At 66.8% G+C, this 14,944-nt stretch carries 16 protein-coding genes; 4 read left to right on the top strand and 12 right to left on the bottom strand.

Translation table 11 applies throughout. The features are described from left to right. Positions 1-86: 86 nt before the first annotated feature. Positions 87-1,034 (top strand): winged helix-turn-helix domain-containing protein, encoded by a 948-nt coding sequence (locus tag ABDW61_RS11160; RefSeq protein WP_343638649.1) that lies wholly within the window; start codon positions 87-89, stop codon positions 1,032-1,034. Here the strand turns inward: ABDW61_RS11160 and pyrC are convergent. The 8 genes from pyrC to ABDW61_RS11120 form a co-directional block, all read right to left on the bottom strand. Further along, positions 1,012-2,046, bottom strand: coding sequence for a dihydroorotase (gene pyrC / locus ABDW61_RS11155; RefSeq protein WP_343638647.1), 1,035 nt, complete (start codon positions 2,044-2,046; stop codon positions 1,012-1,014). The genes ABDW61_RS11160 and pyrC overlap by 23 nt on opposite strands. 22 nt (positions 2,047-2,068) lie before the next feature. Next, positions 2,069-2,575 (bottom strand): hypothetical protein, encoded by a 507-nt coding sequence (locus ABDW61_RS11150; protein ID WP_343638645.1) that lies wholly within the window; start codon positions 2,573-2,575, stop codon positions 2,069-2,071. A gap of 295 nt (positions 2,576-2,870) precedes the next feature. Beyond that, positions 2,871-3,605, bottom strand: coding sequence for an amino acid ABC transporter ATP-binding protein (locus tag ABDW61_RS11145; RefSeq protein WP_343638643.1), 735 nt, complete (start codon positions 3,603-3,605; stop codon positions 2,871-2,873). A 13-nt stretch (positions 3,606-3,618) separates the two neighbouring features. After that, a complete protein-coding gene (locus tag ABDW61_RS11140) occupies positions 3,619-4,281 on the bottom strand; it encodes an amino acid ABC transporter permease (RefSeq protein ID WP_343638857.1) in 663 nt (220 codons plus the stop codon). A gap of 4 nt (positions 4,282-4,285) precedes the next feature. Then, positions 4,286-5,023 (bottom strand): amino acid ABC transporter permease, encoded by a 738-nt coding sequence (locus ABDW61_RS11135; RefSeq protein WP_343638641.1) that lies wholly within the window; start codon positions 5,021-5,023, stop codon positions 4,286-4,288. A gap of 147 nt (positions 5,024-5,170) precedes the next feature. Then, positions 5,171-6,064 (bottom strand): amino acid ABC transporter substrate-binding protein, encoded by an 894-nt coding sequence (locus ABDW61_RS11130; protein WP_343638639.1) that lies wholly within the window; start codon positions 6,062-6,064, stop codon positions 5,171-5,173. A 176-nt stretch (positions 6,065-6,240) separates the two neighbouring features. Further along, positions 6,241-7,170 (bottom strand): LysR substrate-binding domain-containing protein, encoded by a 930-nt coding sequence (locus tag ABDW61_RS11125; protein WP_343638637.1) that lies wholly within the window; start codon positions 7,168-7,170, stop codon positions 6,241-6,243. A gap of 11 nt (positions 7,171-7,181) precedes the next feature. After that, the gene (locus ABDW61_RS11120; RefSeq protein WP_343638635.1) at positions 7,182-9,008 is read right to left on the bottom strand and encodes an ABC transporter ATP-binding protein/permease; all 1,827 of its coding nucleotides are present in this window, start codon (positions 9,006-9,008) and stop codon (positions 7,182-7,184) included. A 165-nt stretch (positions 9,009-9,173) separates the two neighbouring features. On the opposite strand from ABDW61_RS11120, the gene ABDW61_RS11115 reads away from it, so the two are divergent. Both ABDW61_RS11115 and ABDW61_RS11110 read left to right on the top strand, forming a co-directional pair. After that, positions 9,174-9,530: an acyl-CoA thioesterase gene (locus ABDW61_RS11115; RefSeq protein ID WP_343638855.1), complete on the top strand. Its 357-nt coding sequence runs from the start codon at positions 9,174-9,176 to the stop codon at positions 9,528-9,530. Between the two features lie 134 nt (positions 9,531-9,664). Next, entirely contained in the window at positions 9,665-11,005 is a 1,341-nt protein-coding gene (locus ABDW61_RS11110; RefSeq protein ID WP_343638634.1) for a dicarboxylate/amino acid:cation symporter, read from the top strand. Positions 11,006-11,072: 67 nt separating this feature from the next. Here ABDW61_RS11110 and ABDW61_RS11105 read toward each other — a convergent pair whose 3' ends face one another. Both ABDW61_RS11105 and ABDW61_RS11100 read right to left on the bottom strand, forming a co-directional pair. Next, positions 11,073-11,780, bottom strand: a complete 708-nt coding sequence (locus ABDW61_RS11105) for a hypothetical protein (protein ID WP_343638633.1) — start codon at positions 11,778-11,780, stop codon at positions 11,073-11,075. Beyond that, on the bottom strand, positions 11,777-12,025 hold the full coding sequence (locus ABDW61_RS11100; RefSeq protein WP_343638632.1) for a hypothetical protein: 249 nt from the start codon (positions 12,023-12,025) through the stop codon (positions 11,777-11,779). Before ABDW61_RS11100 ends, ABDW61_RS11105 begins: the two co-directional genes overlap by 4 nt. 312 nt (positions 12,026-12,337) lie before the next feature. On the opposite strand from ABDW61_RS11100, the gene ABDW61_RS11095 reads away from it, so the two are divergent. Continuing rightward, on the top strand, positions 12,338-12,652 hold the full coding sequence (locus tag ABDW61_RS11095; RefSeq protein WP_343638631.1) for a hypothetical protein: 315 nt from the start codon (positions 12,338-12,340) through the stop codon (positions 12,650-12,652). Positions 12,653-12,709: 57 nt separating this feature from the next. Here ABDW61_RS11095 and ABDW61_RS11090 read toward each other — a convergent pair whose 3' ends face one another. Together ABDW61_RS11090 and ABDW61_RS11085 are read right to left on the bottom strand one after the other, a co-directional pair. Next, on the bottom strand, positions 12,710-13,471 hold the full coding sequence (locus tag ABDW61_RS11090) for an enoyl-CoA hydratase (RefSeq protein WP_343638630.1): 762 nt from the start codon (positions 13,469-13,471) through the stop codon (positions 12,710-12,712). 240 nt (positions 13,472-13,711) lie between these two features. Then, a complete protein-coding gene (locus tag ABDW61_RS11085; protein WP_091726153.1) occupies positions 13,712-14,926 on the bottom strand; it encodes an acetyl-CoA C-acyltransferase in 1,215 nt (404 codons plus the stop codon). Positions 14,927-14,944: the final 18 nt, after the last annotated feature.

Below are 14,944 nucleotides of genomic sequence, written 5' to 3'. Positions count from 1 at the left end.
ACCCCTGCGCCGAATCGATGCCGACATTCCGGCCGCAACAAGATCGGTTCGATAATCGCGCATCCCCACACCAGCCCAGCCAGCCCGTGAGCGGTGAGATCTTCGTCTTCGGACGCTGCGAGGTGCGCGTCGAGCAGCGGCAAATCCTCCTCGAGGGTCATCCCCAGCCCCTCGAGCCCTTGCCATTCGATCTGCTCGTTCACCTCATCCGCCATCGGCATCAGGTCGTCACGAAGGACCGCCTGCTGGGCGAGGTGTGGCGCAATCCTCATCTGACCGAAGCGGTGATCTCGGTGGCGATCCAGAAGGTCAGGCGGGCGATCGGAGACGGCAGCGGACGGCCCAGACTTGTCGCCACCGTGCCGCGCCGGGGCTATCGCTTCGTGGCCGAACTGGACGGACGGCAGCACGCCGGGCAGCTCGACCTGTCTCTTGTGGGACGGCTGGAGTCCCTGGCCCGCTCCGACGCCGCCGCGGCCCTCGCGCTCGGCGTGCGGCTGCTGGAACATGCGCATGCGGCCGGTCTCGTCGCGATGGAAGCGCTGGTGCATCGTGTGCTGGCGGGTATCCATGAGCGCCAGGGCGCCTCCTGCCTGGCCCGGCTGCACGTCAACGAGATCAGGCGCCTGCTGGCGCCCGCGGCAGCGCCCTGGGAGGCGCGCGACGACCGGCACTTCCTGTACCAGGCCCTCGACCAGTCCCCGGATCCGATCTTCATCAAGGACCGGGCGCATCGATGGGTGTTCTTGAACCGGGCGTTCTGCCGCTTCATCGGCCACGCGCGGGAAGACCTGCTCGGAAAGTCCGATTACGACTTCTTCCCTGAGGCTCAGGCCGACGTCTTCTGGCGGCAGGACGATGTCGTGCTCCGGTCACGCGAGGAGAGCACGAACGAGGAGGTCATCACGCCCTCGCCCGGCGCGACGTGGATCGCCACCACGACGAAGGCGATCCTGGTCGACGACAGTCAGGAGAGCTTCCTGATCGGCACGCTGAGGTGCCGGCCGGCGCTCAGTCCAGCTTCCAGCCCATGAGCTCGCCGCCGCGCAGCGGCTTGAGCTGCGCGGCCTCGCCGAAGGGGACGGACTCGGGGAGCGTCCATTCGGTCTTGCGCAGCGTGACCTGCGTGGTGTTGCGCGGCAGGCCGTAGAAGTCGGCGCCGTGGAAGCTGGCGAAGGCCTCGAGCTTGTCGAGCGCGCCGGCCGCCTCGAAGGCCTCGGCGTAGAGCTCGATCGCGGACAGCGCCGTGAAGCAGCCGGCCCCGCAGACCGAGTTCTCCTTCATCACCGACGCATGCGGCGCGCTGTCGGTGCCGAGGAAGAACTTCGGGCTGCCCGAGGTCGCCGCCCGGATCAGCGCGAGGCGATGCTCCTCGCGCTTGAGCACCGGCAGGCAGTAGTAATGCGGACGCAGCCCGCCCATGAAGATCGCGTTGCGGTTGTAGAGCAGATGCTGCGGTGTCACCGTCGCGCAGGTGAAGCGGCCGGCCTCGGTCACGTACTGCGCGGCCTCCTTGGTCGTGATGTGCTCGAAGACGACCTTCAGCTCCGGGAAGTCCTTGCGCAGCGGCGTCATCACGCGATCGATGAAGAAGGCCTCGCGGTCGAAGACGTCCACGTCGCCATCGGTGACCTCGCCGTGCACCAGCAGCAGCAGGCCGGCCTTCTGCATGGCCTCGAGCGTGGCGTAGGTCTTGCGGATGTCGGTGACGCCGGCATCGCTGTTGGTCGTGGCGCCGGCCGGATAGAGCTTGAGCGCGACCACGCCCGCGGCCTTCGCGGCGGCGATGTCATCCGGCGTGGTGCGGTCGGTCAGATAGAGCGTCATCAGCGGCTGGAAGTCCACGCCGGCGGGGACGGCGGCGAGGATGCGCTCGCGATAGGCCAGGGCCTGCCCGGCCGTCGTGATCGGCGGCTTGAGGTTCGGCATCGCGATCGCGCGCGCGAACTGGCGCGCGGTGTACGGAACGACGCTCTGCAGCGCGGCACCGTCGCGCAGATGCACGTGCCAGTCGTCGGGGCGGGTCAGGACAAGGGTTTCGCTCATGGGGCGGGATTGTCGCACCGGGTCACCCCTGTACGGGCTGCGCCCGAGGCCCGCTCGCAGCGGGCTCAGGCGCCGACAGCGACGGACGCGCCGCCGGTGAGGCGCTTCGGGGCGGCGGCGGAAAGCGATAGGCCGCAATCATGCTCGGCAACTGCGGGAGCAGCGCCATCAGCGCCACCGCAGCTCCCACGAACCACTGCGTCGAACTCAGCGAACTCTTCAGGCCCTCGACCGTGTCCTTGATGCCGTGGATCTCCCCTTTGAGCCCATCGATCTGGCCCCTGATGCCGGTGATCTCCCCTTTGATGCCAGTGATCTCCCCGTCGACCTTGCCGAAGCGCTCCAGCATGTCGCCGCGAAGGCCGGCGAAGTCTGACCGCAGCATCGCGAAATCCGCGCGCACCAGTTGCAACAGCGCGTCGTTCTTCGCATCGTGCTCGATGCGAGTCACGTAGTCTTCCCGCTGACGCCCCGCCGGCCGGCGAGCACGCTGCTTCGTCCAACCTTTTGCCTTTTGCCAAGTCGCCATGAGCACAACCTCCAGACTGCTCGAGCGTCGACGCACGGCCTGACCTCGCGGGCGGATTCCCGCACAGGACGCCCCGTGCTTCGTGCGACTCGCCACACACGGGCCGAATCGCGATGGCACCGATTGTTGGGAGCAGTTCGCCGGCCGTCACTGACCTCGACCAGGAGTGTTTTGGCCATCGATGCCGTGGACGAGTGACAACCGCGCGGGAACTCGCAGCCAGCCGCAACGAAAAGGGCCCGCTCCTCGCGGAGCGGGCCCGTGGCCTGGCGGCGGCACGCCCGAAGGCGCGCGATCAGTGCTGCAGGATCTTCGCCAGGAAATCCTTGGCCCGCGGCGAGCGCTCCTCGGGCTTGCCGAAGAAGTCGTCCTTGGCGCAGTCCTCGATGATCTTGCCGGCGTCCATGAAGATCACGCGGTTGCTGACCTTCTTGGCGAAGCCCATCTCGTGCGTCACGCACATCATGGTCATGCCCTCGTTGGCCAGCTGGACCATCACGTCCAGCACCTCGCCGACCATCTCCGGGTCCAGCGCCGAGGTCGGCTCGTCGAACAGCATCACGATCGGGTCCATCGACAGCGCCCGGGCGATCGCCACGCGCTGCTGCTGGCCGCCCGAGAGCTGGCCCGGGAACTTGTCCTTGTGCGCCATCAGGCCCACGCGCTCCAGCATCTTCAGGCCGCGGGTCTTGGCGTCGGCCATGTTGCGGCCCAGCACCTTGACCTGCGCCAGCGTCAGGTTCTCCGTCACCGACAGGTGCGGGAACAGCTCGAAATGCTGGAACACCATGCCCACGCGCGAGCGCAGCTTGGGCAGGTTGGTCCTGGGATCGGTCAGCGAGGTGCCGTCCACGACGATGTCGCCCGCCTGGATCGGCTCCAGCGCGTTGACGGTCTTGATCAGCGTCGACTTGCCCGAGCCCGACGGCCCGCACACCACCACGACCTCGCCCTTCTGGATGGTCGTGCTGCAGTCGGTCAGGACCTGGAAGGGGCCGTACCACTTGGAAACGTTCTTGATGTCGATCATGGCGTGCAACCCCTCAGCGAATGATGGCGATCTTCTTCTGCAGCCGGCGCACCAGCATGGACAGCGAGAAGCAGATGACGAAGTAGACGGCGGCCGCGACGAGATACGTCTCCATCGGCCGGTTGAAGTTCTTGCCCGCGACCTCGAAGCCCTTGAGCAGGTCGTAGGCGCCGATCGCGTAGACCAGCGAGGTGTCCTGGAACAGCACGATGGTCTGCGTCAGCAGCACCGGCAGCATGTTGCGGAAGGCCTGCGGCAGCACCACCAGGCCCATGGTCTGGCGGTAGCTCATGCCCAGCGCCTGGCCCGCGAAGACCTGCCCCTTGGACACCGACTGGATGCCCGCGCGCATGATCTCCGAGTAGTAGGTGGCCTCGAACAGCGTGAAGGTGATCAGCGCCGTCTTCTCCGCGCCCAGCGGGCCCATCACGTAGGGGATCAGCAGGAAGAACCACAGGATCACCATCACCAGCGGGATCGAGCGCAGCGTGTCGACGTAGATCGCCGCCGGCTTCTCCAGCCACCACTTGCCCGACAGGCGCATCAGCGCCAGCACCGTGCCCAGCACGATGCCGCCCAGCATCGCCGAGAAGGTCAGCTGGATCGAGAACCACAGGCCCTTGGCCACGAAGGCCGAGAGCACGTCCCAGGTCAGGAACGAGAAATCAAGCTGCATCATGTCACTTGGCCCCCAGGATGCCGGGCACGCGCACCCAGATCTCGATCAGCTTGGCGACGCGGTTGATCGCGTACGCGGAAACGAAATACAGCAGCGTCACCGGCAGGAAGATCTGCACGAAGCTGGACTGCTCCGAAGCCTGCTGCGCGAACTGCGCCAGGTCGGGGATGCTCACCGCGAAGGCCACCGCCGAGTTCTTGACGATGTTCATGCTCTCGCTGGTCAGCGGCGGAATGACGATGCGGAAGGCCATCGGCAGCAGCACGTGGCGATAGGTCTGCGGCAGCGTCAGGCCCAGCGCCTGGCCCGCGTAGCGCTGGCCCTTGGGCAGGGTCAGGATGCCGGCCTTGACCTGCTCGGCAATCCGCGCCGAGGTGAACAGCCCGATGGCGATCACCACCAGCACCGCCGGCGGCACGCCGCCCAGCACCGGGAACAGGCGCGGGATCACGTGGTACCACAGGAAGAGCTGGACGATCAGCGGGATGTTGCGGAAGAACTCCGTCCACGCCTCGCCCAGCATCGCCACGCGCTTGTTCGGCACGGTCCGCAACACGCCGATCAGCGAGCCGGCGACCAGCGCCACCAGCAGGCCCAGCACCGAGACGGTCATCGTCCAGCCCCAGGCGTGGACCATCGCGTCCAGGTAAGTCTCATAACCGGGGGCGCCGAAACACTTCGGCGCGACCTCCTCGGTCACCATGTCTGTGCAGTACAGCTGCCAATCCCAACTCGCCATGGCGGGCTCCATCCATCAATGCAAAGGGCCGCCTCACGCGCCGCGGCCCCGGTGCGCGATGCCTGCTCGCGAAAGCAGGCTTCGCGCGATCATGCGGCCTTTGCGACAAGGCGCCCCGCGGGGCGCCTTGCGCTCAGGTCATCGCGATCACTTCTTCGCGTATTCCTCGACCGGCTTGTCGTTCGGATGCGCCCAGGCGTTCTTGGTCGCTTCCGTGGCCGGCAGGCCCACCTTGGTGTTGGTCGGCGGGATCGGCTGCGTGAACCACTTGTCGTACAGCTTGGCGATGTCGCCGGACTTCATCATCTTGATGATGCTGTCGTCCACCGCCTTCTTGAAGGCCGGATCGTCCTTGCGGATCATGATCGCGATCGGCTCGACCGACAGCACTTCGCCCACGATCTTGAAGTCCGCCGGGTTGCGCGACTTGGCGATGTTGCCGGCCAGGATCTGGCCGTCCATCACGAAGGCGTCGGCGCGGCCCGACTCCAGCAGCAGGAAGCTGTCGGCGTGGTCCTTGCCCAGCACTTCCTTGAAGTCCACGCCGTTGGCGCGCTCGTGCTTGCGCAGCAGCTGCACGGAGGTCGTGCCGGTGGTCGTCGCCACGGTCTTGCCGTTGAGCTGCGCGATCGAGGTGATGCCCGAATTGGCCTTCACCGCGATGCGCACCTCCTCGACATAGGTCGTGACGGCGAAGGCCACGTCCTTGGCGCGGGTCATGTTGTTGGTGGTGGAGCCGCACTCGATGTCCACGGTGCCGTTCTGCACCAGCGGCACGCGGTTCTGCGAGGTCACCGGCAGGTACTTGATGTCCAGCTTGGCCAGGCCCAGCTGCTTCTGCACGTCGGCCAGCACGCGCTGGCAGATCTCGACGTGGTAGCCCACGTACTTGCCGTCGCCGAGCGTGTACGACAGCGCGCCCGAGGACTCGCGCACGCCCATGGTCACGCTGCCTGTGTCCTTGATCTTCTTCAGCGTGTCGGCCTGGGCCACGCCCACCAACGCCGCCCCAAGGGCCAGGACTAGCAATGCCTTCTTCATAGTTGCTCCTGCTTGTTCGGATTCAAAAGCGGATACGGGAACGGGATCGACACGGAGTTCAAACGAAGTTCGAACGTCCGGCCATCCAGCCCGGCGAAGCAGACCATGAGCGGCTGCTTTGCTGGGTAGGGAGTATCACGCATCTCGACATGTCACGTGGCTTACATATGCAGGTTTCATGCCTGCTCTGCGCCCGCGTGGGTGAGGAAGTTCCACAGCGCCTGCGCGACCGGCTTGACCCGCCGGGCCGAACCCTGGCGCTCGCGGTACATCCGCAGTTCCATGTTCAGTTCGTACTGGCCCGGCTCGGCGGCCCGCACCAGGCGGCGCGCCTTGACTTCCTTCTTCACCGAACTGGCCGGCAGGAAGGCCAGGCCATGGCCCTCGAGCGCCATGGCCTTGAGGCTCTCGGCCATGTCGGTCTCGAAGACCGATTCAAGGTTCAGCGGCTGCGCCGCGTCCTTGACGATCAGTTCCACCAACCGCCCGAGGTAGGCGCCCGAGGCGTAACTGAGGAAGGGGATCTTCTGGCCCGGGTGTCCGGAAATCCGGAACATCGGCGCGCCGCCTGTGTCAGCTTTCGCATAGGCGGCCAGCGTTTCGTGGCCGAGCGAGACCGATTCGTAGCGCTCGGGGTCGAGCTGCAGCGGCTGGCTCGGGTGGTGATAGACGACCAGCAGGTCGCAGTTGCCTTCGCTGAGCTGCAGCGTCGCGTCGTGGACGTTGAGCGCGTTGAGCCGGCACTTCACCTCGCCGAAGCGCTGGCGCAGTTCCATCAGCCAGTGCGGGAAGAAGCTGAAGGAGAGCGAGTGCGGGACGGCAAACTCGATCATGTCCTGCCCCGCCGACTGGTGGCTGCGCAGCATGTTGCGCGTGGCCTGCAGGTTGCCGAGCAGGTCGACGGCCTGCCCCAGCAGCGTCTCGCCGGCCGCGGTGAGGCGGGTCGGATAGGACGAGCGATCGACCAGATCGACCCCGGCCCAGGCCTCCAGCGCCTGGATGCGGCGCGAGAACGCCGGCTGCGTGACGTGCCGCAATTGAGCCGAGCGGGAGAAGCTGCGCGTCTCCGCCAGGCTCACGAAGTCTTCAAGCCATTTGGTTTCCACGGCGCGGGAGTTTAGCCCTCCCGCCCATCCTGCTGCAGCGCCCACATCTGCGCGTACCGGCCGCGCAACGCGAGCAGCGCGGCGTGCGTGCCGCGCTCGACGATGAGGCCCTGCTCCATGACCAGGATCTCGTGCGCGTCGACGATGGTGGACAGCCGGTGGGCGATGACCAGCACCGTCTTGTCCTGCGCCGCGGCCTCGAGCTCGGCCTGAATGGCGCGCTCGTTGCGCGAGTCCAGCGCCGAGGTGGCCTCGTCGAAGATCAGGATCGGCGGGTTCTTCAGCAGCGTGCGCGCGATCGCCACGCGCTGCTTCTCGCCGCCGGACAGCTTCAGGCCGCGCTCGCCGACCATGGTCTGGTAGCCCTGCGGCAGGGCGCTGATGAAGTCGTGGATGTGGGCGGATCTGGCGGCGGCCTCGATCTCTTCGATCGAGGCCTCGGGCCGGCCGTAGGCGATGTTGTAGGCGATGGTGTCGTTGAACAGCACCGTGTCCTGCGGGACGATGCCGATGGCCCGGCGCACGCTGTGCTGGGTGACCTCGGCCAGCGACTGGCCGTCGATCTCGATGCGGCCGGACTGCGCGTCGTAGAAGCGGTAGAGCAGACGGGCCAGCGTGCTCTTGCCCGAACCGCTGGGCCCCACGACGGCGACCTTCCTGCCGGCCGGGATCTCCAGGCTCACGCCCTTGAGGATGGGCCGCTGCGGTTCATAGGCGAAGTGCACGTCGTGGAAGCGCACCGCCGCGCCCGCCACGCGCAGCGGCGGGGCGCCGGGCGCGTCGGCGATCTCGCGCTCGCGCGCGAGCAGGCCGAACATCTTGTCCAGGTCGGTCAGGCTCTGCTTGATCTCGCGGTAGATCACGCCGAGGAAATTCAGCGGGATGTAGAGCTGGATCATGAAGGCGTTGATCATGACCAGATCGCCCAGGCTCATGTGGCCGGCCACCACGCCCTGCGTGGCGCGCCACAGCATGCCCACCAGCGCGATGGCGATGATCAGCTGCTGGCCGCTGTTGAGCAGCGACAGCGTGGTCTGCGCCTTGAGCTGCGCGCGGCGCAGCCGCTCCAGGCTCTGGTCGTAGCGGGCGGCCTCGAAGTCCTCGTTGTTGAAGTACTTCACCGTTTCGTAGTTCAGCAGCGAATCGATCGCCTTGCTGTGCGCGTGCGAGTCCAGCTCGTTGAGCTGGCGGCGGAACTTGGTGCGCCACTCGGTGACCACGATCGTGAAGCCGATGTAGAAGACCAGCGCCGCGCCGGTGATCCACGCGAACAGCACGTCGAACTTGACCGCCAGCAGGCTCAGCACCAGCGCGACCTCGACCAGGGTCGGGAAGATGCTGTAGAGCGAGTACGAGATCAGCGCGTGCACGGCGCGGGTGCCGCGCTCGATGTCGCGGGTCATGCCGCCGGTCTGGCGCTCGAGGTGGAAGCGCAGGCTGAGGTCGTGCAGATGGCGGAACACGTGCAGCGAGATGCTGCGTGAGGCGCCCTCGGTGGCCTTGGCGAAGATGAGCTCGCGCGCCTCGGTGAACAGCGAGGTGCACAGCCGCAGCATCCCGTATGCGAGCAGCAGCCCGGCCGGCACGGCCATCAGCGCCTGCGGGCTGCCGGGCGGGAGGTCGAGGCTGTCGACCAGTTGCTTGAGCAACAGCGGCACGCCGACGTTGGCCAGCTTGGCGCCGACCATGAAGGCGAGCGCAATCCCGACCCGCCAGCGGTAGCGCCAGAAGTAGGGCAGCAGCCGGGCGATGGTGTGCCAGTCGCCGCCGGACTGCGGCGTGGCGGCGCCAGGGACGGCGGGCGAAGGCGTGGTGCCGGCGAGCGTGGAGCGGCGCATGGAGCGAGGTCGGAAGGGGGATGTCGCGAGGTCCGGCGCGTGCTGGACGACAATGGTGGGCATTGTCACCGTTTGCCGATCATGAGCGATTCCACCTCCCCCACTGTCCCCCCTTCGGCGGCCCCCTCGCTGTCGCCCGAGACCATCGGTCCGCGCGAGCTGGTGATGCGCGTGATGCCGATGCCGGCCGATGCGAACGGCAATGGCGACATCTTCGGCGGCTGGATCATGGCGCAGGTCGACCTGGCGGGCTCGGTGCTGCCGGCGCGCATCTCGCGCGGCCGGATCGCGACGGTTGCGGTCAACGAGTTCATCTTCAAGCAGCCGGTGTCGGTGGGCGACCTGCTCAGCTTCTATGCGCAGGTCACGCGCATCGGGCGCACCTCGATCACGGTGCATGTCGAGGTCTTCGCCGAGCGCAACCCGGCCAACCCGCATGTGGTCAAGGTGACGGAGGCCAACCTGACCTACGTCGCGATCGATCGCGAAGGCAAGTCGAGGGTCTTCGGCCAACAACCTTGATGAGGGGTTGGATCACTCGGGTTTGTACGTAGATTCCGCAGACACCGCATTTTTGCGGGTGGGATACTGCCCGGCCTGGGCGCGCAGCCATGCCGAGACGGCCCCTGCGCCCCGCCGCAACCGGAGCCGAATCCATGCTGTCCCCTTCCGCCTCCGCCACGCCGGCCCTGCCCGTGCCGTGGTATCGCCACCTGTACCTGCAAGTCGTCATCGCGATCGTGATCGGCATCCTGCTGGGTCACTTCGAGCCGAAGTTCGCCGTGACGCTGCAGCCGCTGGGCGATGCCTTCATCAAGCTGGTGAAGATGATCATCGCGCCGGTGATCTTCCTGACCATCGTGACCGGCATCGCGAGCATGACGCAGTTGAGCCGCGTTGGCCGGGTGTTCGGCAAGGCGATGGCGTATTTCCTGTTCTTCTCAACGCTGGCGCTGATCGTGGGCCTGGTGGTCGCGAACGTGGTGCAGCCGGGTCACGGCATGAACGTCAACGTGGCGGACCTGGACCAGAAGGAAGTCCACCGCTATGTCGAGAAGACGCACGACCTGACCCTGGTCGGCTTCCTGATGGAGATCATCCCGAAGTCGCTGGTGGGCGCGCTGGCGGACGGCAACATCCTGCAGACGCTGTTCGTGGCGGTGCTGTTCGGTGTCGCGCTGGCGCTGGTGGGCGAGCGCGGCAAGCCGGTGCTGACCTTCTTCGAGGCGCTGACCGCGCCAGTGTTCCGGATGGTGCACATCCTGATGAAGGCGGCGCCGATCGGCGCGCTGGGCGCGATGGCGTTCACGATCGGCAAGTACGGGCTGGCCTCGCTGCTCAACCTGGGCATGCTGGTGGGCAGCTTCTATGTGACCTCGCTGCTGTTCGTGCTGGTGATCCTGGGCATCGTGGCGCGGCTGTGCGGGTTCTCGGTCATCAAGCTGATCCGCTACCTGAAGGCCGAGCTGCTGCTGGTGCTGGGCACGTCGTCGTCGGAGTCGGCGCTGCCGTCGCTGATGGAGAAGATGGAGAAGGCCGGCTGCGAGAAGACGGTGGTGGGCCTGGTGGTGCCGACGGGCTACTCGTTCAACCTGGACGGGACCAACATCTACATGACGCTGGCGGCGCTGTTCATCGCGCAGGCGACGAACACCGAGCTGACGCTGAGCCACCAGATCACGCTGCTGCTGGTGGCGATGCTGAGCTCCAAGGGCGCGGCGGGCGTGACGGGCGCGGGCTTCATCACGCTGGCGGCGACGCTGTCGGTGGTGCCCGAGGTGCCGGTGGCGGGCATGGCGCTGATCCTGGGGGTGGACCGCTTCATGTCGGAGTGCCGCTCGCTGACGAACTTCGTTGGCAACGCGGTGGCGACGATCGTCGTGTCGAAGTGGGAACGCGCGCTGGACCACGACGCGCTGGACCTGGCGCTGTCGGGCAGGACCGTCGATCCGGACGACCTGCCGGTGCGGATGGCCAGCCCGGCCGAGACCGCCTGAGCGGCTTCGCCGCACAAGTGACAACGGGTCCTGCAGGACCCGTTGTTGTTTCTTCGCGTGTTGTTCTTCAAGGCAGTGCCCTCATTCGCGGTTTGTTCGCGGTCCTGGCACGAAGGGCCCTCGTCATCGCGGCCTCAGCTTCGACCAGTTCCCGATCACTGAGCAACGCGGACCCCACCCCTTTGGGCAGGAACCAGCCAAGCACGCACTGCTGATCCCGCAAGGCCAGTTGAAGGTGCGTGCCTGATCGGAACTCCCCTCCATCGACGATAGGGCGCCCTTGGTAGAAGGCTGCACGCACCATTTGAAAGGGAGGCTGGCCGTCCCTTTCACGCATCTGATGGCCGATGTTGAACACAGCACGGTCCAATCCTCGCAGCCGCACAGTCTCGTCCTCAAGATCGGCCGCGCGATTGACGGGCATGGGCCTGCCGCACAGGTCCCGCGAGACTCGCAGCTCCGCCAGTGCGGACCGATAGACGCGTTGACCTGAAACGGTCGTCATGTCCCAACACCGAGACACGGCCACGACCGCCCCAACCACCGAGGGAGTGACGATCGGCCGGGCGGACAACAGCTTCTCAACTGCTCGATGCGAGGCCTGCGCGAAGCCGAATGCCCTTTCGGCATCCCCCTCGAAGAAGTACACGCCGTCGCCAAGCCAGTCATAGCAGTTGGTGGAGGGCTTCAACCGCGCCAGCGTCCCTTTCACCAGACGATCGCGTACCGTGATGTCGCAGCCGTGATAGGCCAGTATCAATGGTCCTTCACTCATCGGTACCCCGGCATCAGGTTGCCCTCGGCATCGACGATGCCGGCCTTCTGCGCCAGCTCGAAGGCGACTTCCGGGGAGTGCGTCTTCAGCTCTCCCTCCTGTGGCAGCCCGAACGTTCCAGCCTTGTAAGCCCAGCTCGGCGGCTCGCCGACTGGCATCGAAGCTCGCGCCATATGGCCGCAGCGTTCGCAGCATTGCTGTCGCTTTCCGGGCTTCGCCTTCTTTCCATTGCGCTTCTTGCTCATCTGGACTCGCTCCAATCAACAGGGAGTCCTCATGATTGCGAGGCACGGAACCCAGGCCAATGGCACGTTGCCGTGCAGAAACGCTCGACGCTGCCTTGAGCAAGTCGTCTAGATCACGCGAATGAGCGTTTCCCCTCGACAACGCCCGCCGCGTCGGACGCCTTCCAGCACTTCAAGTCGGCCGACCTACTGGAACCTTGGTTCGCGGCCGGCAAGCACACTGGTTCCAGTCGTTGTCGCGGGACGCCTCGGGATGAACACTGCATCGCACAGGCACTCTCGCCTGCGTCTCTCAGTCATTCAGGAGTCCCCATGCTTGAACTCGACCCCCGCGAACTGGACCTGGTCCACGGCGGCGACCATTGGTGCTTTGAACGGATCTCGGAAGACGGCATGACCGCCGCCGCGCGCAGCTACTCGTATGGCGAGCACGGCTTCTGGGGCGCCTCCACCCCGTCCTGCACGAGTACCACCGAGCTGCAGTTCCGCACCGTGACGACCACCACGACCTCGCCCGCCAGCTGCAGCCTCACGGCGAGCTTCCCCTTCATCGCGTGCACCGTGACGCCCTCCCGGACCACGACGCACACCGCGACCACCACCCGGACGACCCTGTGCAGCCATTGACATGGGGTCTCACGGCAGGGCGGCGCGCACGCCGCATCCGCCCTGCCGCGCGGGCGATCAGAACTTCGAGAAGTCCGGCTGGCGCTTCTGGAAGAAGGCCTGGAAGGCTTCCATCGCCTCGGGGCTGCGCAGACGCGCGCCGAAGATCTCGGCCTCGGCCTGGATAGTCTCCAGCAGTTGCTCCTTCGTCGCGCGGCGCATCAGCTGCTTGCTCTCGCGCACGGCGCTCGGCGGGAGCTTGTTGAAGCGCTCGGCCACACGGCGCGCATGGGCGACCACTTCGCCGGCCGGCAGCACCGCGTTCGCGACACCGCATTCGACCGCCTGCTCGCCGGTGAACGGGTCGCCCAGCAGGATCTTCTCCGCGGCGCGGCGCGGGCCCATCAGCTTGGGCACCAGCAGGCTGGATCCGAACTCCGGCACCAGCCCGAGGCTGACGAAGGGCATCGCCAGGCGCGCGTCATCGGCGACGTAGACGAAGTCGCAATGCAGCAGCAGCGTCGTGCCGATGCCGATCGCCGCGCCGTTCACCGCGGCCACGATGGGCTTGTCGCAGCCGATCATCGCGCGCATGAACTGGAACACCGGCGCGTTCTCGTCCCGCGGCGGGCTGCCCATGAAGTCCTCGATGTCGTTGCCCGACGTGAAGATCTGCGGCTGGCCCTGGATCAGCACCGCGCGCACGCTGTTCTCGGCGTTGGCCGCGACCAGCGCGTCGGCCATCTCCTGGTACATCGCGCGGGTCAGCGCGTTCTTCTTTTCGGGGCGTGCGATCTCGATGGTCTGCACGCCGTTCACGATGGCGGTCTTGATGCTCATGGAGCACTCTCCTCGTTCAATGAATGGCCGCGATCATGCCAGCCAGGCGCTCACCTGCGGCCACAGGCGGCGTTCGATGAAGACGCTGATGGGCGCCTGCGAAGGATGCCCGACCACGTGGGGCCAGACGCGGGCTCTCCACGACGCGGGGGGCGTCCCTCCGGGAACCCCCCGCATCATTCCGGCCCCACCCACACTCGCTGCCCGAGGACGAGCGGACTGCGGCGGCCGACGCGCTTTTTACAGACGCTCGATGATGCCGGCGGCGCCTTGACCCGCGCCGACGCACATCGTGACCATGCCGTACTTCGCGCCGGTGCGCCGCAGGCCGTGGATCACCGATGCCGCGCGGATCGCGCCGGTCGCGCCCAGCGGGTGGCCCAGGGCGATCGCGCCGCCGTTCGGGTTCACCTTGGTGCGGTCCAGCACGATGCCCTTCGCGTCCAGGTCATTCAGCACCGCCAGCGACTGCGCCGCGAACGCCTCGTTCAACTCGACCCAGCCCAGGTCCTCGGCCTTGATGCCGGCCAGCTTCAGTGCGGCCGGGATCGCCTCGATCGGGCCGATGCCCATGATCTCCGGCGGCACGCCGCGCACCGCGAAGGACACGAAGCGCGCCAGCGGCGTCAGGCCGAAGCGCTTGACCGCCGCCTCCGACGCCACGATCAGCGCACCCGCGCCGTCCGAGGTCTGCGAGCTGTTGCCCGCCGTGACGCTGCCCTTGGCGGCGAACACCGGCTTGAGCTTGGCCAGGCCTTCCATCGACGTGTCCTTGCGCGGACCTTCGTCGATGTCGACCGTGCGCGACTTGACGATCACGCCATCGCCGTTCAGGTCGGGCTGGCGGTCCTTGATCTCGAACGGCGTGATCTCGTCCTTGAAGAAGCCGCCTTCGATCGCGGCCAGCGCGCGGCGATGCGATTCGAGCGCGAACTCGTCCTGCGCCTGGCGGCTCACCTTCCACTTGTCGGCAACCTTCTCGGCCGTCAGGCCCATGCCGTAGGCCAGGCCGATGTTCTCGTCGCGCTCGAAGATCGCGGGCGGGAACGAGGGCTTGTTGCCGCCCATCGGCACCATCGACATCGACTCCACGCCGCCGGCGATCATCACTTCGCTCTCGCCGACGCGGATGCGGTCCGCCGCCATCGCCAGCGCCGTGATGCCCGACGCGCAGTAGCGGTTCACCGTCACGCCGCCGACCGTGTTCGGCAGGCCCGACAGCACGGCCGCCACGCGGGCGATGTTCATGCCCTGCTCCCCTTCCGGGAAGGAGCAGCCGATGATCGCGTCCTCGATGACCGACGGATCCAGGCCCGGGACCTGGGCCATCGCGGCCTGGATGACGCGGGACAGCATCTCGTCCGGACGGGTGTTCTTGAAGTAGCCCCGGCCCGACTTGCCGATCGGCAGACGGGTGGCGGCGCAGATGTAGGCGTCTTGAACTTGCTTGCTCATGATGTGTTCCTTGTGGGC

This window comes from Roseateles sp., from assembly GCF_039595595.1.
In the GTDB taxonomy this organism is placed as follows: domain Bacteria; phylum Pseudomonadota; class Gammaproteobacteria; order Burkholderiales; family Burkholderiaceae_C; genus Roseateles.
Note: the sequence above shows the minus strand (reverse complement) of the source record. Positions and strands in the feature narration are given on the sequence as shown.